The sequence below is a fragment of the Agathobaculum massiliense genome (assembly GCF_900291975.1).
Taxonomy (GTDB): domain Bacteria; phylum Bacillota; class Clostridia; order Oscillospirales; family Butyricicoccaceae; genus Agathobaculum; species Agathobaculum ammoniilyticum.
In genome coordinates this window covers 2,501,515-2,527,889 of sequence record NZ_OMPN01000001.1, presented here as the reverse complement: position 1 = coordinate 2,527,889, position 26,375 = coordinate 2,501,515, and the positions used below count along the sequence as shown (strand labels likewise).

General features: G+C 50.3%; 25 protein-coding genes and 1 pseudogene. 8 read left to right on the top strand and 18 right to left on the bottom strand.

Annotation, left to right across the window (positions count from 1 at the left end):
• Window positions 1-12: 12 nt before the first annotated feature.
• The 4 genes from DBQ51_RS12850 to DBQ51_RS12835 all read right to left on the bottom strand — a co-directional run bounded on the left by DBQ51_RS12850 (window position 13) and on the right by DBQ51_RS12835 (window position 6,656).
• A complete protein-coding gene (locus DBQ51_RS12850) occupies window positions 13-1,923 on the bottom strand; it encodes an acyl-CoA dehydrogenase family protein (protein WP_107631758.1) in 1,911 nt (636 codons plus the stop codon).
• Window positions 1,924-2,401: 478 nt separating this feature from the next.
• Window positions 2,402-4,144 carry an ABC transporter ATP-binding protein gene (locus DBQ51_RS12845; protein WP_054326438.1) on the bottom strand — a complete coding sequence of 581 codons (1,743 nt, stop codon included), beginning with the start codon at window positions 4,142-4,144 and terminating at the stop codon, window positions 2,402-2,404.
• Between the two features lies 1 nt (window position 4,145).
• Window positions 4,146-5,948, bottom strand: coding sequence for an ABC transporter ATP-binding protein (locus DBQ51_RS12840; RefSeq protein WP_107631757.1), 1,803 nt, complete (start codon window positions 5,946-5,948; stop codon window positions 4,146-4,148).
• Window positions 5,949-6,029: 81 nt separating this feature from the next.
• Window positions 6,030-6,656: a TetR/AcrR family transcriptional regulator gene (locus tag DBQ51_RS12835; protein ID WP_107631756.1), complete on the bottom strand. Its 627-nt coding sequence runs from the start codon at window positions 6,654-6,656 to the stop codon at window positions 6,030-6,032.
• Window positions 6,657-6,867: 211 nt separating this feature from the next.
• Between DBQ51_RS12835 and DBQ51_RS12830 the strand changes: the two genes are divergently transcribed.
• The gene (locus tag DBQ51_RS12830) at window positions 6,868-7,113 is read left to right on the top strand and encodes a heavy-metal-associated domain-containing protein (RefSeq protein WP_107631755.1); all 246 of its coding nucleotides are present in this window, start codon (window positions 6,868-6,870) and stop codon (window positions 7,111-7,113) included.
• 205 nt (window positions 7,114-7,318) lie between these two features.
• Here DBQ51_RS12830 and DBQ51_RS17385 read toward each other — a convergent pair whose 3' ends face one another.
• Window positions 7,319-7,672 (bottom strand): branched-chain amino acid transporter permease, encoded by a 354-nt coding sequence (locus tag DBQ51_RS17385; RefSeq protein ID WP_107631754.1) that lies wholly within the window; start codon window positions 7,670-7,672, stop codon window positions 7,319-7,321.
• Window positions 7,673-7,738: 66 nt separating this feature from the next.
• Here DBQ51_RS17385 and DBQ51_RS12820 point away from each other — a divergent pair, with 66 nt between their 5' ends.
• Window positions 7,739-8,278 (top strand): helix-turn-helix domain-containing protein, encoded by a 540-nt coding sequence (locus DBQ51_RS12820; RefSeq protein WP_107631753.1) that lies wholly within the window; start codon window positions 7,739-7,741, stop codon window positions 8,276-8,278.
• Here the strand turns inward: DBQ51_RS12820 and DBQ51_RS12815 are convergent.
• Window positions 8,269-8,718 (bottom strand): hypothetical protein, encoded by a 450-nt coding sequence (locus DBQ51_RS12815; RefSeq protein ID WP_107631752.1) that lies wholly within the window; start codon window positions 8,716-8,718, stop codon window positions 8,269-8,271. The two genes, DBQ51_RS12820 and DBQ51_RS12815, sit on opposite strands and share 10 nt — an antisense overlap.
• 98 nt (window positions 8,719-8,816) lie before the next feature.
• Between DBQ51_RS12815 and DBQ51_RS12810 the strand changes: the two genes are divergently transcribed.
• The 4 genes and pseudogenes from DBQ51_RS12810 to DBQ51_RS12800 all read left to right on the top strand — a co-directional run bounded on the left by DBQ51_RS12810 (window position 8,817) and on the right by DBQ51_RS12800 (window position 10,925).
• Entirely contained in the window at window positions 8,817-9,131 is a 315-nt protein-coding gene (locus tag DBQ51_RS12810; protein ID WP_159068185.1) for a hypothetical protein, read from the top strand.
• A gap of 173 nt (window positions 9,132-9,304) precedes the next feature.
• On the top strand, window positions 9,305-9,817 hold the full coding sequence (locus DBQ51_RS12805; RefSeq protein ID WP_107631750.1) for a hypothetical protein: 513 nt from the start codon (window positions 9,305-9,307) through the stop codon (window positions 9,815-9,817).
• 3 nt (window positions 9,818-9,820) lie between these two features.
• Window positions 9,821-9,967 (top strand): annotated as a pseudogene (locus DBQ51_RS17630) (hypothetical protein); the annotation flags it as partial.
• Between the two features lie 214 nt (window positions 9,968-10,181).
• A complete protein-coding gene (locus tag DBQ51_RS12800) occupies window positions 10,182-10,925 on the top strand; it encodes a tyrosine-type recombinase/integrase (protein ID WP_107631749.1) in 744 nt (247 codons plus the stop codon).
• A gap of 318 nt (window positions 10,926-11,243) precedes the next feature.
• Here DBQ51_RS12800 and DBQ51_RS12795 read toward each other — a convergent pair whose 3' ends face one another.
• The 3 genes from DBQ51_RS12795 to DBQ51_RS12785 form a co-directional block, all read right to left on the bottom strand.
• Window positions 11,244-12,569: a 5-methylcytosine restriction system specificity protein McrC gene (locus tag DBQ51_RS12795; protein ID WP_107631748.1), complete on the bottom strand. Its 1,326-nt coding sequence runs from the start codon at window positions 12,567-12,569 to the stop codon at window positions 11,244-11,246.
• On the bottom strand, window positions 12,550-14,631 hold the full coding sequence (locus DBQ51_RS12790; protein WP_107631747.1) for an McrB family protein: 2,082 nt from the start codon (window positions 14,629-14,631) through the stop codon (window positions 12,550-12,552). Before DBQ51_RS12790 ends, DBQ51_RS12795 begins: the two co-directional genes overlap by 20 nt.
• Window positions 14,632-14,725: 94 nt before the next feature.
• Window positions 14,726-15,754 carry an SHOCT domain-containing protein gene (locus DBQ51_RS12785; RefSeq protein WP_159068184.1) on the bottom strand — a complete coding sequence of 343 codons (1,029 nt, stop codon included), beginning with the start codon at window positions 15,752-15,754 and terminating at the stop codon, window positions 14,726-14,728.
• Between the two features lie 255 nt (window positions 15,755-16,009).
• Here DBQ51_RS12785 and DBQ51_RS12780 point away from each other — a divergent pair, with 255 nt between their 5' ends.
• Entirely contained in the window at window positions 16,010-16,342 is a 333-nt protein-coding gene (locus DBQ51_RS12780) for a MerR family transcriptional regulator (protein WP_107631746.1), read from the top strand.
• 59 nt (window positions 16,343-16,401) lie between these two features.
• Window positions 16,402-17,541, top strand: a complete 1,140-nt coding sequence (locus tag DBQ51_RS12775) for a leucine-rich repeat domain-containing protein (RefSeq protein WP_107631745.1) — start codon at window positions 16,402-16,404, stop codon at window positions 17,539-17,541.
• Between the two features lie 102 nt (window positions 17,542-17,643).
• Here the strand turns inward: DBQ51_RS12775 and DBQ51_RS12770 are convergent, their stop codons facing one another.
• The 9 genes from DBQ51_RS12770 to DBQ51_RS12730 all read right to left on the bottom strand — a co-directional run bounded on the left by DBQ51_RS12770 (window position 17,644) and on the right by DBQ51_RS12730 (window position 26,361).
• Complete coding sequence (locus DBQ51_RS12770; RefSeq protein WP_107631744.1) at window positions 17,644-18,105, bottom strand: metallophosphoesterase family protein; 462 nt, start codon at window positions 18,103-18,105, stop codon at window positions 17,644-17,646.
• A 15-nt stretch (window positions 18,106-18,120) separates the two neighbouring features.
• Entirely contained in the window at window positions 18,121-18,759 is a 639-nt protein-coding gene (locus DBQ51_RS12765; RefSeq protein WP_107631743.1) for a Vat family streptogramin A O-acetyltransferase, read from the bottom strand.
• A 12-nt stretch (window positions 18,760-18,771) separates the two neighbouring features.
• The gene (locus tag DBQ51_RS12760; RefSeq protein ID WP_107631742.1) at window positions 18,772-19,218 is read right to left on the bottom strand and encodes a flavodoxin domain-containing protein; all 447 of its coding nucleotides are present in this window, start codon (window positions 19,216-19,218) and stop codon (window positions 18,772-18,774) included.
• A complete protein-coding gene (locus DBQ51_RS12755) occupies window positions 19,215-19,751 on the bottom strand; it encodes an SGNH/GDSL hydrolase family protein (RefSeq protein ID WP_242977936.1) in 537 nt (178 codons plus the stop codon). The genes DBQ51_RS12760 and DBQ51_RS12755 overlap by 4 nt, the downstream gene beginning before the upstream one ends.
• A gap of 321 nt (window positions 19,752-20,072) precedes the next feature.
• Complete coding sequence (locus DBQ51_RS12750; RefSeq protein ID WP_242977934.1) at window positions 20,073-20,483, bottom strand: very short patch repair endonuclease; 411 nt, start codon at window positions 20,481-20,483, stop codon at window positions 20,073-20,075.
• A 57-nt stretch (window positions 20,484-20,540) separates the two neighbouring features.
• Window positions 20,541-23,789, bottom strand: coding sequence for an HsdM family class I SAM-dependent methyltransferase (locus DBQ51_RS12745; protein WP_107631740.1), 3,249 nt, complete (start codon window positions 23,787-23,789; stop codon window positions 20,541-20,543).
• Entirely contained in the window at window positions 23,779-24,843 is a 1,065-nt protein-coding gene (locus DBQ51_RS12740) for a DNA cytosine methyltransferase (RefSeq protein ID WP_107631739.1), read from the bottom strand. Before DBQ51_RS12740 ends, DBQ51_RS12745 begins: the two co-directional genes overlap by 11 nt.
• Complete coding sequence (locus DBQ51_RS12735) at window positions 24,840-26,165, bottom strand: DNA cytosine methyltransferase (RefSeq protein ID WP_159068183.1); 1,326 nt, start codon at window positions 26,163-26,165, stop codon at window positions 24,840-24,842. The genes DBQ51_RS12740 and DBQ51_RS12735 overlap by 4 nt, the downstream gene beginning before the upstream one ends.
• Window positions 26,158-26,361, bottom strand: a complete 204-nt coding sequence (locus DBQ51_RS12730) for a helix-turn-helix domain-containing protein (RefSeq protein ID WP_107631737.1) — start codon at window positions 26,359-26,361, stop codon at window positions 26,158-26,160. Before DBQ51_RS12730 ends, DBQ51_RS12735 begins: the two co-directional genes overlap by 8 nt.
• Window positions 26,362-26,375: the final 14 nt, after the last annotated feature.

The following is a 26,375-nucleotide window of genomic DNA, read 5'->3' as shown; positions in this document are numbered from 1 at the left end:
TTATTCTTCCAGTCAGGCTTCAATGAACATATCCTTGCCTTCGCCGCACTCCGGACACACCCATTCCTCGGGCAGCTTTTCGAACAGCGTACCGGGGGCGACCTCCGCGTCCTCGTCGCCCAGTTCGGGGACGTATTCGTAGCCGCAGCCGCCGCAGACATAGCGCTTGCCAATCGGCTCGGGCTTGGGTACAGGCGGGCGTTTCATTTTGACCATGGGCGGGGCGGGCTGCTTTTCGCCGGTATCGAGCGCAGCGGTCAGCAGCGGCAGGATCTCGTTGACATCGCCCACGATACCGTAGTCGCAGTTTTTGAAGATCGGCGCATTGCCGTTCTTGTTGATTGCTACAATGGTCGAGGCATCCTTGATACCCTTAAGGTGCTGGATCGCGCCCGAGATACCGCAGGCAATATACAGGTTGCCCTTGAATTTCTGGCCGGACATGCCGACATAGCGGTCCAGCGGTACATATTTGAGCGTCTCCGCCACTGGGCGTGAGGAGCCGACCGCCGCGCCCGCGGCGCGCGCCAGATCCTCGACCAGCTTCATGTTCTCCCTGCTGCCAATGCCCTGTCCGGCGGAAACCACACGCTCCGCCTGCGTGATCGGAGTATCGATTGAAATGCCGACGGTGAAGTCGTGTCCGTCCTTCTGCAGCGCCGCCACCAGCGCCGCCACCTTCTCTTCCGGCGAGCCTTCCTTGAATATGTTGTGCTTGCGCACGCCCGTGACCGGCGCGGGCTTCTTGGGCCGGCTGGAGGTGCCGCCCTCGCTCTTGGGCGGCCTGCCCAGGATGTTGGACGCGATCACGACGCGCTGGATCTCGTTGGTGCCTTCATAGATGGTGGTGATCTTGGCGTCGCGGTACATGCGTTCCACATCCATGCCCTTGAGGAAGCCCGTGCCGCCGAAGATCTGCAGCGCGTCGTTGGTGACCTCGAGCGAGATGTCGGACGCATACATCTTGGCCATCGCTGCCTCCATCGCATACGGCTCGTGCGCTTCCTTCAGTTCAGCCGCGGAGTAGACCAGCATCCGCGCGCAGCGCAGCTTGGTCGCCATATCCGCGATCTTGAACGAGATCGCCTGCTGGAAGCCGATCGGCTTGTCGAACTGCACGCGCTCCTTGGCGTAATCCACCGCCGCTTCATACGCGCCCTGCGCGATGCCAAGCGCCTGCGATGCGATGCCGATGCGCCCACCATCCAGCGTCGCCATCGCAATCTTGAAGCCCTGCCCCTCCTTGCCGAGCAGGTTCTCCTTGGGTACTTTCACATCGTTGAAGATCAGCTCTGCGGTGGACGAGGAGCGGATGCCCATTTTGTCATAATGGTCGCCAAAGCTAAAGCCTTCCCACCCCTTTTCGACGATAAAGGCCGAAATGCCGCGGGTACCGATATCCGGCGTGGTGACCGCGAACACCACATAGGTATCCGCCTTGGGCGCGTTAGTGATGAAGATCTTGCCGCCGTTGAGCAGATAATGGTCGCCCTTATCGATCGCGGTCGTCTCGGTGCCGCCCGCGTCAGAACCGGCATTCGGTTCGGTCAGGCCGAACGCGGCGATCTTTTCGCCCTTTGCCAGCGGAACCAGATATTTCTGCTTCTGCTCCTCGGTGCCGAATGCGAAGATCGGCCACGAGCCGAGCGACACATGGGCGGACAGGATAACGCCCGTGCCGCCGTCCACGCGCGACAGTTCCTCAACCGCGATTGCGTAGCTCAGCACATCCTGTCCGGCGCCGCCGTATTCCTTGGGATAAGGCAACCCCATATATCCGAGCTTGCCCATTTTCCGGACGGCTTCTGCCGGAAATTCATTCTCCTTGTCCATGAGGAAGGCCTGCGGCTTGACCTCTTTTTCCGCGAAAGCGCGGATCTCAGCGCGCAGCTTTTCATGCGCGTCAGTGGTATGGAACAACATGGGGAAACCTCCTTATTTGATCCTTCTTGTGTTGCAAATGTTTTGTTATGCATATAGTATACCATTTTCATATTTTTTCTTGCAATGCCACTTTTGTACGAATCAAATGCCTTCTTTTTGCGTTTCTATCCAATCATATGCGCAATATATCCAAACAAAATATACTTTTTATGTGTGTTTTAGCATTTGTGGCTCCCGCCCGCAATCCCATTCGTTTTACGGGCAAAAACTTGCTCCCCACTGCCGTTCCAGAAGCTGGGAGCCTTATCGACCGTTTGCCCTCTTACATTTCCGGTTTTTTTCTCCGGTCGTGTTTTTCGTAATATTCTTTTTTTCGACATACCTTTTCCGCTCCGCGCCTTTTATCAGCAGCGGCATGGATGAGACGTCCCGCTCGCACTGGATTCCCACCGAGAAATGGTAAGCGTCTTTCGACTGGTCCTGCGCCAGCGCCTGGTGCCGGAAAAAGCCGGTCGGCTCAGGCGAGCCGCCACTGTGCGCTTTCCTGCTGCAGCTCCACCATGCGCCGGTACAGGCCTCCCTCGGCCATCAGCTGCGCGGGCGAGCCCTGCTGCGCCACGCGGCCGTTTTCCAGCACCACGATATGGTCGGCTCCGGCCACGGTGCGCATCCGGTGGGCGATGACCAGCACGGTCTTGCCGGCCAGCAGGCGGGAGAGCGCCCCCTGCACCCTGGTTTCGTTTTCCACGTCCAGGCTGGCGGTCGCCTCGTCCAGCAGCACGATGGGCGCGTCCTTGAGCAGCGCCCGGGCGATCGAGATGCGCTGCCGCTCGCCGCCCGAGAGACGGGCGCCGTTCTCCCCGATGGGGGTATGGTATCCGTTCGGCATTTTGCGGACGAATTCATCGCAGTTGGCGGCTCTGGCTGCGGCCAGCACCTCCTTATCGGTCGCACCGCGCCGGCCGAGACGGATATTTTCCAGCACCGTATCGTCGAACAGCACCACGTCCTGAAACACCATCGAGTAATCCGTTAGCAGCACCTCCGGCTCCACGGTGGCGATATCCACGCCGCCCACCTTGACTGCGCCCTCGGCAGCGTCCCACAAACGGGCAGCCAGCCGTGCGCAGGTGCTCTTGCCCGAGCCGGAGGGACCCACCAGCGCGGTCACCTCGCCCTCTTTTGCTGTAAAGCACACGTCGTGCAGCACCTTTTTCTCGTCGTAGGCAAACTCCACATGCTCGAATACAATGTCGTGTCCGTTGGGCTGAAACGCCGCCGCACCTTCTGCCACGGGCATGTCCTGAATCTCCATCATGCGGTCGGCGGAGACCTGGGAAACGAACATCTCCGCGATCAGCGCCAAGCTCTGGTCGAACGGCGCATAGATGCGGGTGATGACCAGCAGGAACAGGAACAGCAGCATAAAGTCGATGCGGCCGGAGAGAATCAGCTCCGCGCCCACGAGGATGGTCGTCGCCACACCAAGGCGCATAATCACGCTGGCCGCGTTCACCAAAAGGCCGGTGGATAATTCGCCGCGGATCGTGACCCGCTCATGTTCGTCGATCTTCTGCCCCAATTCTGCGAGGTAACGCGCCTGCTGGTTGGCGGCGCGGATCTCGCGGATGTTCTCCAGCGCCTCCTGCATCCCATCCGCCACGCGGACGGCGGCTTTTTTCGTCCGCTCGGCGCTGCGTCCCGCGAGCCTGCGGCTGCCGAACAGCAGGCCAAACGCCGCCGGCACCCCCCACAGGCAGGCGGCCGCCAGCCGCCAGTCATATACAAACAGGCATACGGCCGCGACCCCTGTGGAGATGTACGCGCCGTACAGATACCCCAGCACATGCGACCAGACGTGCTCCATGCGGTTCACGTCCCCCATAAGGGTCTCGGTCAGGTCGGCCAGATCCCGCTTGCCGAAATAGCCCAACGGAAGCTTGCGCAGGCGCTCCGCCAGACTGAGGCGGGTGGCCTTGACCTCGTTGTACACCAGGCCGTAGGTGGCGCGATACTGCTGCAAATGGGTCGCAAAGGACAGTAGGAGGAACAGCAGCACCCCCGTGATGAAAAGCGCCGCGTTGGGCAGCGGCTCCCCCTCGGTCAGCGCCCCCATAAAGCCGTCCATCAGCAGGTACAAGATGCTGATGCCTCCCAGAACGATCAGGTTGACGATGACCGTCCAGAAGGTGCCTTTTTTGACAGTTTGCACACCTTGAGCGGTCAGGGCGTATTTGCGCTGAAACTTTTTGCCAAACATGTTACTCTGCCTCCCTTTCGCTGGTGATCTTCCACTGGACCGCCGTGTTATAGTCCGCCCACATTCTGGCGTACAGCCCCGTGGCGGCGACCAGCTCCTCATGCGTGCCTTGCTCCGCGATGCGCCCTTCCTCCAGCACAATGATCTTATCCGCCCCCACGACGGTGGACAGGCGATGGGCGATCATGATGACGGTCCGGTCCCTGGTCAGCGCGGTGAGGGCCTTCTGGATCCGCACCTCGTTTTCGGGATCGGCAAAGGCGGTGGCCTCATCCAGCACCACGATGGGCGCATCCTTCAGGATCGCCCTTGCCAGCGCAATGCGCTGGGCCTCGCCGCCCGAAAGATAGGTCCCGTCCGAACCGATTCGGGTATCCAGCCCGTTCGGCAGCTTTTGCAGAATATCTCCGCATTGCGCTGCCGCAAGCGCGGCTTCCACCTGTTCCCGCGCGGCTTCCGGACGGGCGGCGCGGACATTTTCCAGAATGGAGGTCTTAAACAGGCGGCTGTTCTGGAAAACGAACGCGACCTGCTCCATCAACGTGTGCGGGTCAATCTGCCGCACGTCCACACCGCCGACCTCCACCACGCCCGACGACGCATCCCAGAAGCGGGGGATCAGGCTGGCGGCTGTGGTCTTGCCCCCGCCCGAAGGACCAACCAGCGCGACCGTCTGCCCTGGCTCCACTGTGAAGGAAACATGGGACAGCGCGGGCGTTTCCGCACCATCATAGGTAAAGCTGACGTCCCGAAACGCCACCCGACTGCCGCAGGGCGTCCGCGGATGCTGTGGCGACTGCAGGCTGGGGGCGCACATGACCTTATCGATACGGCTCAGCGCAGCGCTCGCCAGCATCATCCCCGAGGCGGCAAACATGATCTTGGCCAGCGCGGTGGAGATGATAGCCGAAAACACCGCGTAAAAGGCAAAATTGGTGATAAAACCGGCCAGACTGCCTGCGGCCAGCGCGCTGGGCGCGAGGAACAGCGCCGCGGGTACCAAAAACACGAACGCGCCCTCGGTGAAGGTCAGGTTTACGGACTGGGGTACTCGGCACACATCCGCCTGGTAGTACTCGGCCTTGGTGCTGTAATCCTCGATCGCCTGCTGGAAAGCCTTGAACGAATAGACCGTCTGCTGGAATATCTTGACCACCGGAATGCCGCGCACATACTCAGTACCCGCCTTGCTGATACGGTCCAGCGCGGCCTGATACTCCGCCATAATTTTGGCGTTTTTGCCGCCCATCATGGAAAACATGGCGATCACTGAGATCACCGCGGCCAGCAGGCAGGCGGCTCCCATCCGCCAATCAAAGGCGACCATCAGCGCCAGCATGCTCACAAACAGGACGATCGTTCCGATGATATCCGCCAGGTTGTGCGCCAGCAGCGTTTCGGTATCGGCCGCCGCCGCATCCAGCCGGCCGCGGATCAGACCGGACGCATTGGCGTCGAAAAAGCCCAGCGGCGCTTTCATCATATGGGCCATGCCCCGCTTGCGGATGTTGGCCGCGGTGCGAAACGCCGCCAGGTGGGTACACATCAGCCCCGCAAAATACAGGACGATGCCGCCCACCGCAAAGGCAAACGCCAGCCAGCCCCAGCGGGTAACGTTTTGCGCCCGCGTCCAGTCCGGTGCGGCGGCGATCAGATCGCGGGCGGCCAGCCAGATGCAGATGTACGGCGCCATGCTCAGTAGCATGGATACAGCCGACAGTGCCAGCCCCAGAAAGGTCAGCCCCTTTCGGCTGCCCGCATAGTCTAGCAGGATGGCCAGATCGCTCTTCTTTTTGTTTTTCATCTAAATAACCTCCTTTTGGTTAGCTTTTGCTAACTTTATGTCAAAACAACAGGGAATACGATGCCGCATTCCCTACTGTGTTCAACCAAACGAAAGCTCAAACAGACGCTCCCATCCGCCGGTGTAAAACGCCCGCAGCTGCTGCACATCCCGCAGCGCCTGGTCGTGCGGCATATCGTGGACCACCACCTCAAAAATGCTGTTGAACATGCCGCTGGCAATGATATGGCACAGGGAGCGATCCAACGGCGGAACCTCCTGCCCCGCGCGGCGCAGAACCTCGATATACTCGAGGGTTGCCTCGACCTCCACCTCCACCATGTTATGGACAAAGTTCTCATAGCTGGTGCCTTCCGCCCCGCACAGCAGCAGCTTTACCGGCTCCCGATGCTGGCAGATGTAGTCCACCATCCAGGTGAGATAGGCGCCGGATTCCTTCCCCACATGCGCCGGCTGCTCGGTCTCAGGCAACTCGGCAAAGGAAAGCTGCGCCTCCATGAACCGGCCCATCAGGGCGGCAGCGTGCGGCTCCACGATCGAAGCGAACAGTGCCTCCTTGCTGGAAAAGTAACCGTAAAAGGCACCGGTGGTCACGTCGGCGTTCTTGACAATCTGCCGCAGCGAAGCGCCCTGAAACCCCTTGTCCAGAAATTCAGCCAGCGCGGCCTGTTCGATGTTCTCCAATGTGGTGGTGGCTCCCTCTTCCATTTCGCTGCACCTCATAATAACACTGTTATATAACATCGTTATTGTACTGCGCGGCTTTGCATTTGTCAACCGGAAAACCATATTTTTGGCGCACCGGCCAAAAAGTCGACGGGAGGCGATATGCGACTCAACTGGTGCTTGCATTCCGGACAAATTTATAGTATCCTTTAGTTAGTTGACGCTAACCAATTATAAAGAGGAGGACATCCATATGTGGAAATACACGGTACAGGTCAGTGGGATGATGTGCGGGATGTGCGAGGCCCATGTCAACGATGCGGTCCGCAAAGCCTGCCCCGTAAAAAAAGTGCGTTCCTCTCACAGCAAGGGAGAAACGGAAATCCTCACCCCGGAAGAACTGGACGAGCAAGCCCTGCGGAACGCTATCTGCTCTACGGGTTATGAGGCGGGCGAAATCCGCAAAGAGCCCTACAAAAAACGGGGCCTGTTTGGCTAAACGCAATATATGAGGATTATGCCAGGCCGCGGAATATCCCCTATACCAATTAAAATACGTACGTTCTCTTCCATCGTGTCTCACCTTTTTGGGTCAGGTCCCTTTCAAGCGTCTTGCGGAAAAACCACAAAAACAAGCGGACAGACGACTACACAGCCCATCCAGGCGTTAGAATCAACCGCTATCGGTATGTTTTACTCGAAAATCACTTAAAAACCATCTGCACAAGCAGCATATAGCAGACGGTCCCGCCCGTGAGGGAGAGAAGCATCTGCTTTTTCCAAAGGTGCAATCCCACAACCACAGCCGCCGCAATCAGCTCCGTCAAACCGTGGTTCCCGCCAAAGACAGAGACATCTCTAAGGCAGTAAACCACCACAAGCTCTACCGATCCGGCAAAAACCAGCAGGCTCATGACCATCGGATATACAAAGCTGAACCCCGAAACGTTCATGTAGATGCCGTAGGCCAATCCCCAAAACCAAAATCCCGCAAAAATCGGGATGGTATATGGGAATACACATTTTAGCACGTTTAAAACGATATTGCGTTCCCTCATGGCAACCCTCTTGAAATTATAATAAACATAGTGCAAAATGTAACTTATTTTAAGCGAGGAAAAACTTTGGAGATTGGAAAAATCATTGCATACAACCTGAAACGGCTGCGGGAGGAACGGAATTGGAGTTTGAGCCAACTGGCAGAGATGGCAGGGGTTAGCAAGGTAATGCTGTCCCAGTTGGAAAAAGGCGCTTCCAACCCTACCATCAATACGGTCTGGAAAATCACCGGAGCCCTGCACGAGCCATACACCAGCCTTTTGGCGCTACCACAGGATCACACCATCCACATCCGCAAGCAGGACATTCAGCCATTGGTCGAGGGCAAGTATCACATTTTCAATTACTATCCCAAGGATGCGGACAGAGATTTTGAGTTATATCAAATCGAACTGGAGCCCGGCGGCCACGAATCCATTGGCCATCCGGTTGACAGCAGCGAATACATTATGATGATAGAAGGCCGTATGGAATTAAAGGCGCGGGAGAAAGTTTACCTGCTCTCCCCCGACGACGGTTTCTGCTTCAATGCCTCTGTTCCCCATGTATACCCGAGCCGGAAAAACCAGAACGCCAAAGCGGTTCTGATGATCTGCTATACCTGACACGGCGCCGACGCTGTTTTTTCAAATTTCACGGCCTTGGAGTAAAACGTGCTGTTGTTGGCAATCCGGTGCAGGGACACGTTTCCTTCAAAAGCGGCCACAAACTGCATATTGCCAGTGGCCTCTGTCCCGTCCCAGTCTTGTGCGGTCTTGGTCTCGCCGCCGTAGAACCAGCCCTTGAATACTGCGCTGGCGTTCTTCACCTCTGGGAAGTCGTCGGTGGAAAAGGGATCCTTGCCATCCTTTTTCAGAGTCAGGCTTGTGCTGTCGGTTTCGCCCAGCGTACCATCCGTGGTGATAAAGGTGATGGCGTAGTTGTCCTCACCGAACACGGCCTGGAAAGTCATGTTCTCCGAGATTTTCAGCGCGGCAAGTTCTTGGTCGGAATACTTCGTCTTAGTCGCAGCCGGATCGCTGGTCAGCAGCCATTGCTGGAACACCTTTCCCTCCGGTGTCTACGGTGCGGGCGGGAATGCGCCGTTGCCCGAGGTGACGGAGATCGTGGATGTACTGTCAGCGTTGCCGCCGAGGTTTCCGAATGTTACCTGATAGCTCAGCAGATCCCAGTTGGCAGAAGGGTATTCTGGGCTATACCGTGGCCTATGACAAACCCTCCGCCGTCACCGGTACTGCTTCGGCGGACAGCGCCATTTATCTCAACGGCGAAACGGTGATCGTCAGCACAGCCAAGCCCTACACCAAGGAAGGCTACACCCAGACCGGCTGGTCCTCCGCGTCCAACACCACCGATGTGGCGACGGTGAACAAGACCATCCCACCCTCTGCCGCTGTGATCACGAGAAGCGGCACCGACGTGACGAAAAACTATCAGATTGCCTATCCAGCGCCCTGACCGTCAACCGAGTCGCGCCCACAGCAAGAGATTTTACCTTCACCTCCGGCCAATCTGACCTATGACGGCAATGCCAAGGCCGCCGCCGTGACGGCCAATGCAGAGATCATGGGTATGGACGAGACGACAGTGAAGTATTCCGCCCCCTCCCCACGAACGCCGGAACTTACACTGTGTCCATCGACGTTGCCCTGGGCGCTAACTACACCGCAGCCAGCGGCCTATCGGATGCGGGCTGGATGTTCACAACCACCAAAGCGCCCCAGGACACGCCCGCCGCGACCTGTGGGAGCATCCCGATCCGGAAAAGCGCTGTCATGGAGGACGGCGTGGAAACCAGTCTCTCCAGCAATGTCGTAACTATCTCCATCCCGTTCAGGCCAGCCGCTCCCACGCAGGTCCGCGCATCGGCCGAGACTGTAAAAGAAAGGGCGGATGGCGGCTTTGTCTTTACCGGCGGACTACGAGTACAGCAGCGATGGAGATCCCACCTAGGTCGCCTGCACGGGCGGCGAAAAGCTGGCCTCGGCAGCTATCAGGTGCGGGAAAAAGCTACCGGCAGCAGCTTTGAAAGCGAAACGGTCACCCTTACCGTCACCGCCATGCGCTTCGCCCAGCTTCCTGATGGTGGGAACGAAAGAGCCTGGTACTACGCGCAGATCATCGGGGCGGAGCGGTACGGCTGAGTCGGCGGCTATCCCGATGGGACCCTCCAGCCGCATAACGCCGTTGCCCGCGCCGAGGCCACGAGCATCATCAACAATACGCTGGGCCGCAGCGCGGACAAGGCCATATCGACGCGCATTTGGACGAAATGCGGCAGTTCTCAGATGTAGATGACACAGCCTATTGGACCTACTATGGCATCATGGATTCCGCCCCCCCTCACACTCACAGAAAGACGATGGCGGCGAAAAGTGGACAGGGCTGAAATAACGCTCGCTGCCGCCGTGTACAGGAGCTTTCTTGTGAGGCGATCCTACTTTCATTCGAGAGCAGCCGTCAAAACAGGTACACGGACAGGCAGAGATGCCAAAATAGTAGCGGAATATGTCAGCACATTCCACTACTATTTTTATCGTGCCAATCAATCGGTCAAAGCAATTGTACGCGCGAAGTGTCCACAGCGACTACTTCTGGAACAGGGAAGCTGCCTTTCTTCAAAGTCGTGAAAAAGCTTTCCATGCGTGCGTTGTCAAAGCAGCATTATGTGCGGCTCATGCAGGACAGAACCGAATCCAACGATCACTCCGTCGCAGCGGCAGGATACAGCTTTCCATCCGCGCTGCGACGTTCTACCGCTTGCTTCAGCGACTCCCCCAGCTGTATGCCCCGCACCTCTCTTTTTTCAGCCGTTCTTCCCACTTCCAGTTATACTCCGTTTTCGTCAATAATCCCAACTACCATAGCCTTGTGTTTACAAACGAATTGAGTAAATCACTGAACCGCCGGACGGTCTACAAGCATCTGAAAAAGATTCTGTCCAGCATTGTCTTGGATGACTGTTATTTTCACACGCTTCGTCATACGTTTGCGACGCTTTCCCTGCAAAACGGCGACGACGTGCTAACCGTCAAGGAGAACCTCGGGGATCATTCCGCTGCATTTACCCTGAACACCTACGGGTATCTGATACAAGCCATGCGCCGCGACAGTGCAGAACGCATGGAAAAAGCTGTTCCAAACGACTGTGATCGCCAAAAATGCGTGATTGTCGTCAGGAAAATTGTCCCACGCAAAAATGTTCCATGTTTTTGCACAAAACAGCAAAAACCGAACTTTATCTTTCGATAAAGTTCGGTAATCTGGTGGAGAGTCAGGGATTTGAAGAGCCGATTTTTGGAACTTATACACTATTCTCGTGTTACCACATGCCGTTTCATCCGAAACAGCGTGAAATCCTGAACATTTAGACACAATTGGTTTTTATGCTTTCAGGCTGTAAAGGGTACTTTTAAGGGTACAGGACAGCCCCGCTTTGCACCGCGGTTTGATCTCAAAACACCCATCCACTATTGTTTTCCTGCCCCTCGCGTCGGCACTCATACCGACGCGAGGGGCAGCTTTTATTTTGTATAACGATAGACATTTCCCAACGCTTGACACTATGTTTTACGTTGCAATCACCTGCAATGCTTTTATCAGAACCTGTTCCTGTTTTTTTATTTCTGCCACAAAGCTTTCATAGCAATCTACTTTTCGCGGGATCTGCAGTCCATATTTGACAACGCAGATATCCTCCCTTGGTGCAACATTGTTTTCGAAAGTAGAGCCCTTGTTCAGCTTCAACTGTAAAATGCAATCTTCCCCTATTTCTGGATAGAAAAATATTCCTTTCTTTGCATCGAATCGGAACATGTAAGCAAGCATTTGCAGATAATCTCTGTTGCCGATATTATGCATCGGCTTATATTTAGCGTCTGCGATGACACGCTGTGCAGTATTTTCACTAATAAAATCTGGATATATCAAACCTTTGCGCTGCGCGAACAACCACTGTGCCCCTATACGACGCTTGTTCATCGGATGATAAAAGTGCTTGCCTATCAGGATATTGGTATACTCTTCCCACAGCCATGCTCCATCAAACAGCAGTCCGAAAACTTGACGCGACCCCGACCCCATCTGATGCTGCTCGTGCTGCAAAATCAAAAGACACAACCGTTGTAGCGCCCGATACTCGCGATAATACGCATGCCTTACCGGATCATTTCTATTTTCTGCAACAATTTTAGCCCTATGATAGGGTTGATATGCCGGCGTTGCACTCACAACCAGCGCCACTTCATCTCGCACTGCCGCAAGCAGTTTTCTGCCGAATGCCTTTGGCTTGATGTACTCAATTGTATGGCGCACCAATTCCATCAACGCATTGTCATAGGAATACTCTCTCTGATGATACGCAACAGTTCCCACAAAAGGCGTGTTCCTAGTAATATGCCGGGCAACATCAATAACGCCTTTTACATTGCTGTCATTGTAATTTCTCTTCACATATGTTTTGTAAACACCCTTGCGCATCGCCGCCTTGAGATAACGCGGAAACAAAAACACCAACAGGTGAAACAGCGCATTGTCCTGATTTGCATCCGTCATCAAATCGACTAAGTTTGGATATTTCAACACTTGCTCTAGCAAATACTGAAAGAAATAGTCTTTTTCACCGTCAGAGAAGCGCGAAGTAATAACGAGCCGCTCATTCCCATACCCCACAAACCCCATTACATTTCCGGAATGATAATAGTCATTCACGCTTTGCAAAATCATTTGCTCTGCTGTAAGGTCATCCGATTCGTCCATCTGCTCCGGGAACACAAAAACGCCCTCCCTTTCGAGCTGTTTGAGCGTTTTGTTTGCGACCTTTTGCGTGATGCCTGAAATTTCACAAAAGGACGCTTTGGGCACGACAGCGTTATCCCTAATTCTCAGTTGCTTCATCTGTATCTCCGTCACGCGTCTCCGGATAGCCATACGCTTTTTCGAACCGCTGCATTATGCCAGATTCGTCATACATACCGTGGACATACTCCTGCAGCAAAGGACGCAAGCAATCCGTCCAGAGCTGATCAAAATTCAAAGTTTGCAGCTTCAAAAAGTATGCTGGGCCAATTTGATAGTTTTCATTGAGTTCTTCCGTATTGGCAATCACTTGATTCAGTGCCGTCATACGGCGAATCGCTTCCTCTTTCTTCTCCCCGATCTGGTCGAGCATCTCCAGCCGGTCGTTCTCTTTGATCTCGATGAATCGAAAACGACGGCGTATCGCAAAATCGAAGCTATCCACCGAGTGGTCAATGTCGTTCATGGTTCCAATCAGATAGACATTCTCCGGGATATAGAATTTTTCATCCGGATCCGCATGCATATTGGCATATTGCGTCGATACTGCACCGGTCTCCCCTCGATAACCCGGATCTATCGCAAAGAAAAGCTCCCCGAAAATCTTCGAGATCTCACCGCGGTTGATCTCATCGATGATAAAGACATAGTTTTTCCGATTCTCGCGTTTGATGTTCTTCTTTACACCCTTCTTCATTCTGGCTTTTATTTCTTTATACAGCGCAAAATCATAGGAAAATGCTTGTGTTGCAAATTTTTTGCCGAAGAAGCTGGTAATATCCTTTATCTTATCGAATCTTTGCTCCGCTTCCAGCATTTTTCTGATTTCATCCATATTGAGGCTGAGTGTATCCACAGATGCATTTCCCGGAATATGAATGGAAATGTGTTGATCATCAATGCCGGTAACGAAAAACGTGTTGCCGGTAACGGTATGAAACTCGTCTTCTCCCAGCTGCACGCTCGCAAAGAACGCCTCCAACGCATCTTGCGCGGATACTTCCTTTGCAATCATCTCCTGCGATTTTAAAGAATCCTCATAGTTTTTTCTGGCGTGGGCAATAAACTTTTTGAAAATACCGTCCTGTAATGCAAAGCCCATTGAGCCATCGTCGTTGAGCTTAGGCCGCAACCCCTCAACGAAATCCGTATAATCATAGCTCGGATGAAACTGTACAAACTCCACCTGCTTTTTTTGCTCATCCGACAAATCCTCATACCGATCATGGTATCCATCGCTGACAATATCCGCTGCAATTTCCCTCGCGAGATAGGTTTTACCTGTGCCGGGTGCTCCTCGGAAAATAATATTCTTTGAGGCTCGCAGCAGAGCCGAATATGGATTTGGCGCATCTTCGACGCGCTGTGCCGGCCTAACAGGTATATTTTCTATGTTATTCTCTGTTTTTTCCTCTCTCTCATTCTTATCACGATATACTAAAACAAATCGGTCTCCCGTCTCTCCAAATCGCCTTAAGCATTCCTGCACAAATAGGATTGTCGAAAAAATATTCCAGCAGTACAGCACAAACTGTCGGCCGTTATCATACCCATATGTCAAATATTCAATCGTATTGCGGTATTTTCGATATTCATTGACGCTTGAATATATGCCGCGTATCACCGGGTTGCTCGGCTTATACTGGCAGATCGGAAACGTTTCTTTTTCCTCTACGGATAATGCCGCTAGCTGTTTCTCAAAAATTTGACACGCTATTCGCGGCATGGTCTGATTGGTATTTCGCCTTTCACCCCTGCCATATTTCCGCCGGATCACTGTTCCGTCCACTTTCTCAAAATACGTATCAAGCGGCTTATAATGGTCTCCCAATCCCAAGTCGTCCACTGTAAAACGCTCATCTGTGGATGATATTTGATTAGCAGTGATCGTCAATTCATATTTCTGCTGTTTTTCTTCAATCTCAAACCCTTCGCGCTGTAAAAATGTTTTTGCTTCTACGGCGTTAAACGTATCTGCTGCAATTTCTATACCGTTTGCCAGATGCGCCGCCACAGCAATCACATATTTTGGTGGATATCTCTTACCATCTTCTGCGATAAGCTCATATCTTGTGCTTTGATTTTGCGCTGGTACGCCATGGGCATCAATGTACTGCAATGCCGCTATGATATCCTGTTTTTTTATCTTCGGAATGGCCATATTATACCTCATTTTCGTTGAATCTCTACATCTGCATTATATCTCAACACTTAGCATACTTCCATGCATATCAGCGTCACCTGTACGAAACAACTTATATTTTCGCCAGCAGCTCTGTCTTTTTCGCTTCGAATTCCTCCTGCGTAATGGCGCCCATTTCCTGTAGCTTTGCTAACTTTTCGATCTTGGCAAAAACATCCTCTTCCGGCGCCTCTGCCGCGTCCTCTTTCTTTTTCTTCCCCTTGGCAAAAACACTGCCGATGCCACTTTTCAAATCCTGCATTCCCTTGGCTGCCCGGTTCTTGATCGAGCTTTTCTCTTCCCCCGCCGGAACATCCTCATCCGTGACGTCCTGCATCGCTTGATAATCCGCCATGATCTCGTCCTCGGTATAATCGAAGTTCGCTTTATCCAAGGACACGGCCAGTCGTTTTGCCATCGGCAGCATAGAAGCGAAGTTCAGGCCGCCAGACACCACACCACCGATCACAGGGATCGCCTTAGAAATGCCTTTGGCTACCGTATCCTTTGTCACCTTAACGCCGACCAACTTTCCAACCTGCTTGACGATCGGATACCAAAGCGTTTTGGTGAGCGCCTTTTGCGGCAGTTTTTTGAGCGTCGTTTTCGCCAGTTGTGACGACAGAATTCTAACGCCAGCCGCTGCACCGGATACGCCAAACATAACGCCACAGTACAGAATCAGTTGTCCACGCACGATCTCATCATCGATCTGCCCGTCTTTCCACAAGTCCTGCGCACCATATAAATACGCCAGTTCCTGCGCCAACCGCAGCGACATGCCAAAAAACTGCAGGGTATCTGCCGGAACAGTCAGTCCCATGGCAAGACCACCCGGAATGCCCATAGCAAAGGAAGCCGCAGACGAAGTGCTTGTCCGTATCAAGATGAGCTTATTGGCAATTCGTGCCAAATCCTCCCGGGTGCAGCCGGCACCGATCGGGCCAAGGTCGATGATTTGCTGCGTATCCACATCCTCTTTGGCGAAGCATTCTCCCAAAAACTTCTGTCGATCGACTTTCACACCCGGAATCTGAACGGCGTTGTTGATAATTGCCTCAAGAGCGACTTCGCTGGTTTGTGCGCTATAAACTTCCTCCATCTTTTGCATCCTCCTAAATTTCGATACACCCTGATCTATCCCATACTATAACACAATTTATCATTTCAGGAAATATTTTGTTCTTGTTGCCTCCCTATAAGCCCAACCGTCCGACTAATAGTTGGGCGGTTTTTGCTCCTCACCGTTTGCGTTCTAGCGCGGCCACGCGAAATTTGCAAGCCCTGTCATGGGGATGTGATTTCGCAATAAAAGTTCTTGACTGCACGCAGCGTGCAGTTTTATGGTGAGGAGGTAATGAAAGCGGAAAAGACATTGCGCGAGGTTTGTGCGGCGCTCCAAATTTCCCGAAGAACGATACAGGGTTACGAAAAAGCCGGTCTGGTTTCCCCTTCCGGCAAGAACAAATACGGCTATTTACTCTATAACCCAACAGCTCAAAAGCGGATACAAACCATTCACTTCTATCAGCAGCTTGGGTTCTCTATCAAGGAGATCCAAACAATCGCAGACGCTTCGAGAGAGATACAAAAAGCGGCGCTTGTCAATCGGATTGCCGTGCTCGAAGCCGAACAAATACAACTACGGCACCTAATCCAACAAGCAAAGCAGTACATCGCTGCGCTTTAAGTAAATCCATTCTCTATGCGCAATCACACCCTACACACTTCATTCAAGGAGGAACCAAAATGAAAAAAACACTCATACTTACGTTGACCTTATGCCTTGCCGGTATACTTGCCGCCTGCGAAACGGCTTCTGCTCAACCAGCCAACACACCCCTTACAGACACTTTATCCGAAAGCGCCACAGGTAATCCACAAACAGAACAGCCGATTGTTGCATCCGACCTCAAGCCGTCGGAAGGACTGGAATTTGAAAGCAACGGAGATGACACCTGTACGCTAGTTGGGATCGGAATTTGCAAAGACGCCGACCTTGTCATTCCGACAGAAAGCCCAGATGGTGAAACCCTCACCGTGATCGAAGAAGATGCTTTTATGGGATTAGAAGATGTCAGCAGCGTCACCTTGCTAAACGGCAATTACGAAGTGGAAGATCGTGCATTTCAGTATGGCGAAATGACCGAAGTACACGTCATTGGCGGTACGCCGATCATCGGTGATAGCGCTTTCTCCACCTGCGAAGATCTCACGCGCATTACTTTTCAGGACTGCAACGTACAGCTTGGCGAGTACGCGTTTTTGGGCTGCGGCAAAGACGCTGAAGTGGTTTTCACGAACTGCACTGGAACTGTGGATAAATATGCGTTCCAGTACAGTGATCTTGCCAGCCTGTCCATCGACCAATGCGATTTGAACATTGCGAAAAGTGCATTTACATCCTGCGAAGCGTTGACCGCGATCACATTTCAAAACAGTACACTCACAGCCGGTGAGTACGCGTTTTTCGGTGTAGGGGACAAAGCTGTCGTACAGGCAGATAACTGCGCGCTGACACTCGACAACTGGGCATTCCAATATGCTTCACTCAGCGCACTGACAATCACTGGAGACAAAGCGGAATTGGGCGATGCCGCATTCGGCAGCTGTGAAGATCTGACAGCCGTAACCATCGACTGTCCCACTGTAACACTGGGGGAATATGCGTTTTCCGGATGCGACGATCTCACCAGCATATCGATCTGCGACAATGGCAGAAAAGATAACACGATCACCATCGACAACTACGCGTTCCAGTATAACAACAAACTCACTTCGGTTACCGTAGGTAACGGCACGGTGGAAACCGGCGAATACCTCTTTTCCGGATGCCCAGATGATCTGAGCGTTTCCATCGCAGGAAAAGACTATATGACTTTGGCATAAGCAAACCCCGAAGGAATGCGAACGCATCCCTTCGGGGTTTACTGTTATCGCGCATTCATGCTTGCTAAAACCAAGAAATCATGATGCCGCCAGAATACCATACTATAACTTTGCTTCGTGCGGAATTGTGATTTTGTCAACCGTGATCCTGCCATCCGCGACTTCCGCCAACATCATGGTGATCTCCTGATGAAAGCGCCGCGGGCCGCAGGAACCGGGATTGAGCCAGAGCACGTCGTCTTGTTCCTGCTGCACATACTTATGCGAGTGGCCGAACACGACCACATCCACACCCGAAAGGTCTTTCGGTACTTCCTTTTTGTTGTGCACCATGAAAAAGGTCACGCCGCCCAGCATAACGGTCAGGTCGTGTGGGATGGCTTCTGCCCAATCCTGATCGTTGTTGCCGCGAACAACATACAGCGGCGCGTACTGACGCAGTTCATCCACGATGCTTTGCTTGTTGATGTCGCCGCCATGCAGAATGACATCGACGGTTTTCAGATATTCCACCACCTGCGGCCGCAGTAGGCCGTGCGTATCAGATAGAATGGCAATTTTCATATAGCTTTGCTCCCATTATGGCGCAACACGGCGTATTTGCTCCAAATCGCCGCTGCACAGCGCCTCCAAATTGCGGAATATCTTGTCCGGTTCCCAGTCCCACCACCGAAGCGCGAGCAGATATTCTGTCAACTCCGGCGAAAAGCGTGGACGGATCACGCGACAAGGATTGCCCGCCGCGATGGTGTAAGGCAGAATATCGCTTGCCACCACAGCATTTGCGCCGATGATTGCACCGTCCCCGATGTGTACGCCGGGCAGCACCGTGACGTGCTGTCCAATCCACACATCGTTTCCCACAACGGTATCCCCTTTGAGGGGCAGTTCGTCCAGCGCGGGTATACATTTTTCCCAGCCGTGCGCGAAAATATTGAAAGGATAGGTCGTGACCGAGGCCATGCGATGGTTTGCCCCGTTCATCACGAACTCCACGCCCTTGCCGATCGCGCAGAACTTGCCGATGATCAGTTTGTCCCCGAGAAATTCATAATGGTGCGTCACATGCGCCTCAAAATCCTCGCCGCCGGTGTCCGCGTCATCGTAATAGGTGTAGGCACCCACCTCGATATTGGGGCGGGTGATGACATTTTTGATGTAGCAGACACTGGGGAGGTTTTCATTTGGATGCACCGCATCCGGGTTGGGTCCAAACATACCATGTCCCCCTTATCCGTTTTGTATCTCCCGGTAGAACGCACGGGCTTTATCCAGATCACACGCACTCGGATGCCCCTTAGCAATACCGCCCACCAGTTTCCATGGCCCAAAGGTATCATAACCCCGGCAGCCGAATGCGCCAAGCACCGGGCATCCTTTCTCCCCTGCGATTACCGTCAGTGTCTTAAAGCCGTTTCCTTTAGCCGCGCCATAGGTGCAGACGAAAAACACTGGTTTTCCCAGCGGCAGGTATTGCCGCGCGAATGCAGTCACTCCCTCATGAAACTTGCCAAAATACACGCCGGAGGCAAAACCGACACAATCGTAGTCCTCCAATGACACAGCCTGCCGCGTCGTAACATCGATTAGGTCAATATCTCCCTCCTCCGTCATGGTCTGCAATACCTTTAACGTATTGCCATGATGACGAGAGTAGTAACAAATCGCAGTTTTCATCGTGTGCCCTCTCTCAACCGCTTCTTTTCCTCCTGCTCCTGTATCACCGTCGCGATGATCTCTGCCGCAAGACGTGAGCCCTCTTCGTTTGGATGAACGCCGTCGGCTGCATAAAGGTTCTTGGCATCGGACAATTCGTAAAACCGCCGTCCAACCTCTGCGAGTAGCGCATGGTTGTTCTCTGCCGCTTTGCGGTAAGCATCCGCAAGTCCGCACGCCATATTATCATAGCCCCAGCCCTTGGCCGCAAGCGCAACACTGCCCCGCAGGTAACCCCAAGTGGCATAGAGGATCGGCACCGCTCCCTTTTCTCGGATTATCGCACACAGCCGCTCCACGCTGGACAAAAACCGTTCCGGTGAAGAAACCGGCCCGTGGCTCATCCCCTGTAAAACGACATAGTCCCAATGCTCCTGCGTGAGCGCTGCCTGCGTCCGTGCGCCCAGCTTGGTTTTGGGATTGAGCTGCTCAGACAGCCGCGCGCCGCCGCGCGTGTGGTGTACGACCTCCGCGCCGGTCAATTCCACCAGCATCCGCGCATATCGTTTGCAAAATTCAGGCTATTTCATAGCATGAGAATGCGCATCGCGATGCCACCTTTTCGTTTTTATTCTCTTTCGTTAGACAAAACCGAGAAAAAGAGGGAAAGCGCCGCTTATCTGCTGTCCTCTCAGCGCTGACACGCGAACTCATGAGAAAAGATGTTCTTTTTACGTTATGATCGGTTCGCTCATTCGCAGAATAATTTTAAACCGAGCGAGCATACCGCAATGAAGAAACAATTGATACAGCTTTACACATCACCATTTTATTTTATGAGAGTCCTTTTTAGTAACTTCCTTTGATACATTCTATCAGAGGAGTAATTGCAGTTTGTTCTCTAATATGGGAAGATTTTTCTTTTTCAACTCACACTCCCAAATTCGAATAACCGTCCATCCTCTATGTTCAAAGAGCACCGTCACTTCTCTATCGTGATCCATATTTCTTTTTCGTTTCTTAGCCCAATATTCGAAATTTTCGCTTGGGCGAGTGTTTCTGCAATCATGTCCGTGCCAAAAACATCCATCGACAAATATAGCTATTCGTTTTTCAAGAAAAACAAAATCCGGATGACCTTTTACCTTATAATTTCTCCTCCATCCAGTGATATGATGGTCGTTAAAGTAACTAATAAGCTTCATCTCGGTACTCGCATTTCCGGACGATTTTACAGATTTCATTATTTGCGAGCGTTTTTCTTTTGAAAAGACATCAGCCATCATCTCACCTCATTTCTTTGGTATACCACAAGTATGGCCTCAAATAGAGAATTCGTTTTCTCAGTAAGGTAAAAGTGGTATTTCGCCGTTTATTATGCCATGCAATACGTCATCAATCTCAGTAACATATTGCATCTGCTTTGCTATCTTATTAAAAAGATCGAGCAGTTCCGTAAAGTCATCTCGCGTAAACTCACAATGCGTATATCTATAGGAATGAAACTTAAGCCAACAATCCTTGATTACGTTATAACCCGCTACAGTAAATTTCTGAATTGCTACGGGACAATAAATTCTAATCTCTATATTGGAATTTTCTCCTCGAACAATACATTGCTCGTGTTCCTCATCAAAAGGATTTCTAGATGCTGATCTGCTATGTTCCAATCGAAATCCTGTAGGCAACTGTCTGGAAAGAGCTTCGTAATCTAACCCCAGCACATTCTCAACTGCAGAGTTATTTTTCTCGATATTAGCAAGTAACTCTCCAAGTGAAGCCAATTTCAAAAATTCCTCTGCATTAGATACAATCGGAATTCGTGCACGACTTTCGGATTGGTTGACTACATAAAGTGCGCCATAAAATTCCTCTAGATAGATTTGAGAACAAAAAATTGCGTAGGCGTAGAAAACCATTTTTCGGGCACATTCACGTTCACTTAATCCAGTCATCGCAACTAAATGGGCAATAATCGCCCCATGTATATTATTTACAACTTCTCCTGTTCTAGTGTTCGGAATATACTGGTTCAAGTAAATATGTCCATTACCTCTTCGGCTAAGATCATTATCTGGAAAATACCAGCAGAAAGATGTAAACTGACCAAGTGCTTCGTCAAGATCCTTCGGAGCGTGTGCAAGAGAAAATCCGACCGTATCATCTCGTTCATATATAGCTTTTATTTCTGGCCGAATTCTTGCGCCTCCACCCCCGATACCGGCCTGATATTCAAACACTGTGTCCCACAAGAAAGCATTTGAATTAACAAATGGTCTGAAAGAGCAAGGTCGAATATTCTCATTCAATACAATGTCCAATTGCTGTCTATCAACGCAAGTGTTTAATGCATTTTGAAATGCTGTAATTTTTGCATTCACAACTTTTTTATCCTGACGTCCAATCCATTCCATCGCTTTATCTATTCCACCGCTGGCTATTTCACGGCTACGTCTTTTGAGCATCGGCTGCTTAATATGTGTCAAAAGTGCTGTAGGAGCCATTTTTGAGCCCGAACACTGATTTAGAAATACTGCTCTGCCGTTATCATTGCTAATAGGCCAAAAACGGGCATACAGTTCTTGGTTAAAGGGCTTTGATGGCATAAACGAATACATCATATCCGAAACAGAGAAGGTTTCAAATAAAGGCAGGACGGCCCGAATATCTGCTTCAAGAGCCGCAATTTTTTCGATACGACGACCTCTGGACATATCGAGATAGTTGACTTTGCTTATAGGTGTATTTTCACCATATTTTCTGGTCAGCAGTATTACTGCTCGACCTTGCATAGTATAGAAAAGGCTATCCCCGCGAATACCTGTTCTCGCATCAGTGTCAATAGCAACAGCCCATATATGAGAAAAATGCTCCACTAAATATTTTCTGGCATATTTATACGACTCGGTTTCTAAAAAAGATAGTGGAACAATAAATGCCAAGACAGAATGGCACTGGGAGTTCAACAATTTTTCACAACTCCACCGTACAAACTGCATAAACGGGTTGTTAATTTGCTTTTGAGTGTTCTGGCGATTGTGGCGATTTCCTACTGGGGGACGAAAATCATCCATCAGTTCCGATATTCGAGAAAAATCAGTGGAAGTATTATTTCTAATGGAGTCTGAACACGGTGGGTTACCAATAATCAGCTTTATCGGTCTTGAAGATAGTTCTTTTGCACGGATTAACTCTCTGCCCTCAATAGAAGCAGGATTAGCATCTTCTCCAAGAAGGCAATTGCTCAGAGTGTTAGCTAACAAAATACTTGTTCTTAAATTTCTCCGTCTATACTTACGCTCTACAATAGCCATGCGGTAATTGGCGAGCATATAGGGTGCCGGTAAAATTTCAAATCCACACAAATTATACGCACCATCGCCATCATCGTGTGCAACGATGCGCTCTAGGAACGACCCTGTTCCGCAACATGGATCAATAATAGTGTTTCCGGTTTCATAGATAGACGACCCATCAAAATTGTCATAAACCACCTGATTTGTCAGCCGAACTATAAAATCTGCAAGAACTTTTGGTGTATAGAAGGCACCATAGTCAAATCGTGATTGTGCATCAAATTTTGTTAAGAACATTTCAAAAAGGTGGTGATAATCTGGATTCATAAGCTGTTGGTCTGTCATTTGCACAAAAGAGAGAAACAATATACACTCATCAACCCATTGCCCAATAAATGTACTATCACCAGCATTATCTCTTAAATATACCATCAGATTACGGAAGGGAAGCAACGCCTCACCGTCAACAATATCGTTAAACGCATACGCTCTAATTTTTTCTGCTTTCTCAGTAGGAGAATCATCGCTTGTACAAAGCACACGATGTGCGTACAACAAGCAAAACATAATAACCTGCGCTGTAAAATCAGAAAAAATTGCTCCTGTGCGAAGCGTCGAATCATTATGATTGTAAACAAGTTCCTTTAATCCATGCAGCAAAGCAATGACTTGGCGTTCATCATCATTTAGAGCTTCTTCAGCTGTTAAATCTGCCTGTACCAGAATTTCGTCAGCAAGGTTTCTTGTGCGAATAGCTACTAACTCTACCAATTTTTCTTCATCCACTCTTTGAGGAGTTGGATTTGAGAAGAACTGCTCCATGTAGAAACGGAACTTAGGTTCTACTGGTAAACGAGACCAGTCAGCGGCAGACATTTTCTCTTTATCAATAATCGAAACGACTATAGGAGTATCAGTGAAGCAGAAGACAAAGTCTATGCCATCAGTGATCACCAATTTATGCCCTAAAGTCAAATATTTATTAATCTGATTCTGATATGGTGCAATATCGAATGGATCAACAGAAGGACCCTTGCCTTCGATATATCCATACACGCCAAGTGATACCGCATCTTGTATTCTCCAGTCAGGTCTTCCCATGTGTCCTTGATTTCTGGGTTCTAAGATAATATCAAAATTTCCTTGTGGATTTAGATCCCGTGCTATACTGGTAAAGAGTGCATGCATAGGTACACGAAAGGAAAGTTCGGCGGTATGCTGTCCACCACGAACTGCTGCATTATATTCTCGTTGATATGCTCGCAAATAGCTTTTGACATCAGCATCAAATGCCATTATTTTCACCCGCCTTTTCGTAACACTCAATAATACTCTTTCCGATATATTCTGCCATTACTGGAGGAACAGCATTACCTATCTGTCTGGCAATGTCAACTTTACTTCCGATAAACTCAAAGTCAATAGGAAATGTCTGTAACAACGCACCCTCACGCAAAGATATACTACGATCCTGAGTAGGATGTCCGAACTTGCCCCTAGTAAAACTATCAAATCTGGCAGTTATCGTTGGTGCAACGTCGTCCCATGCCATACGCCCATACACACTCCGAAAGCCAATTACTGAACTATCGATTTTATGACAGTTTGCTAACAAGTCATCCGGAAGATCATCGCGCCCTTGACCTTCTTTAATTGCACGAATTCGCTGCAAATTTCGTTCAGATAGACGATCCCGCCGATGAAGGGATAATCCTGGATAATCTGTTCCGTCTTGTGGTGGAACAGGAAGATCCCCTATCGTATCACGAACGGTATGGTGGACCCCGGTAGGCGTAGGATATACATAGCGATTTCCAATATCTTTTCTTTCGCCGACAACTATATATCTTTTGCGCCTTTGCGGAACCCCAAAGTCCTGAGCATCTATAAGTTTAATGTGAACATGATACCCCATTTGTTCAACATCTTCAACAAGGTGTTGTAGTATTGTTTTTCCTCGTTTTCCCGCAATACCAGATACGTTTTCCATAACAAAATATTTTGGGTAAACTTCCTCAATCAATTTTCCATACATCAATACCAATTCATTTCTTGAATCGATATCGCTGCCTCTTCTTTGGATCGAAAAGCCCTGACACGGTGGTCCTCCTGCCAATAGGAATAGATCGCCACGATTAAGATTGCAACGCCTAAGTAGTTCTCCATTAAGCATATTGGAAATATCTGCAACAACAGCTGGATGGTTGAAATACTTTTTATTACTATTAATTGAATCAATACAGAGTTTATCAATATCAAAACTTACCAGAATGTCAAAGCCTGCACGTTTAAGGCCAAGGCCAAGGCCACCTGCACCGCAGAAACTATCAACACAAGTATATTTCGTCATTTTTTAGATCTCCCACGTGTTTTAATGCCAGCAATAACGCTGGAATATGAGCTGCTTACCGGCTCGGTAATCGACTTAGGCCCCTCTGTCAATTCAGCCTCTGTAGGAGTCTCAGACAGCAATTCAATTAAAACACTTGCAGCTATAGCTGAAGAGAGCATCGGAGGAACTGCCTCCCCAATCTGCCTATATATGTCATCTGATTTGCCACAAAACTCGAAACCCTGAGGGAAACTTTGAAGAATTGCAGCTTCTCGTGCTGTGAGCCCTCGATCCTGATCAGGGTGAGTATATCTTCCACTGGCAGGGTTTCTTGCATAATGGGTAATTGTAATAGATGGCTTATCCCAGAACAGACGACCATACACATCAGAAAAACCTTTTATTTTATCCAAACACTTCGGACCTACACCAACAGGTCTATTCCCGCCATCATGTGGGACCTGCTTAATAACCTCAATCGTACTCTTCTTATGTGAAGCGCTTTTGTGCATTGGATCGCCTGGTGCTGCAATCCCTGCCTCCACAGCAGGCAAATTCGCAATCGCATCCCGAACTGTTCTATATTCCGAAGGTTGCAAGTAGCCTTTAGGCAATACAAATTCTTTTTTCATTCCAATTATAATAGACCGGAATCTTTCTTGTGGAACCCCAAAAGCGGCTGCATTATAGATAGCCCCTTTTACAATATAACCATTTTCCTCATAACATTTTTTGGCAGCGGAAAAGTATTTCCAATAACGAGCAGATAAAAACTCCGGTACATTTTCCATAATAATTACTTCTGGCTGTACTTTTTTTACAATTGCCGCAAAAGCCATAATAAGACTGTTTCGCACATCGTCCTCTTCGTTCCAATGCTTTTTCCTGTGCGAAGAAAACCCCTGACAAGGCGCGCAGCCAATCATAATTGTAATTTTGCTACTATCGTATCCAATTTGTTCAAGAAATTGATCAAGCTTTCCGTCCTCAAATGCTAAAGTAGTAATATCCTTATGAATAAGAGGGGTTCCAAAATTATGGCTATAGGTTGTAGCAGATACCTCATTGATGTCGCACCCGCCAAGTATTTTAATTGCAGGAACTACCCCATTAAGAGCTGCAAATCCCAGAGAAGTCCCGCCGGCACCAGAAAAGAAATCAATTAACTGAATCGGATTGTTTTCATATGATGTGCTATCCATAGGGCGAAAATCACTCAAGTAATTCTGTACTGCTAAAATCAATTCTTTAATATATGGTCTAAAATTATTTGATGCGCTGTTACTGTACAACGCATCTTTCATAAGATCTATCCACATTGCACAGGTTTCCTTACTCATCGACCGTCTCCATAATATCATCTAAATGACAGTCCATAGCCTCGCAAATCTTCATCAGGACATCCGTGGTGATATTGTCACCTTTTCCCAGCTTGGCAATAGAGGCCGAACTAATGCCAGCCTTATCCCGAAGATCACTTTTCTTCATATTTTTGTCAATCAGCATTTTCCAAAGTTTATTATAGCTGATACGCATTATTCTTATCCTCC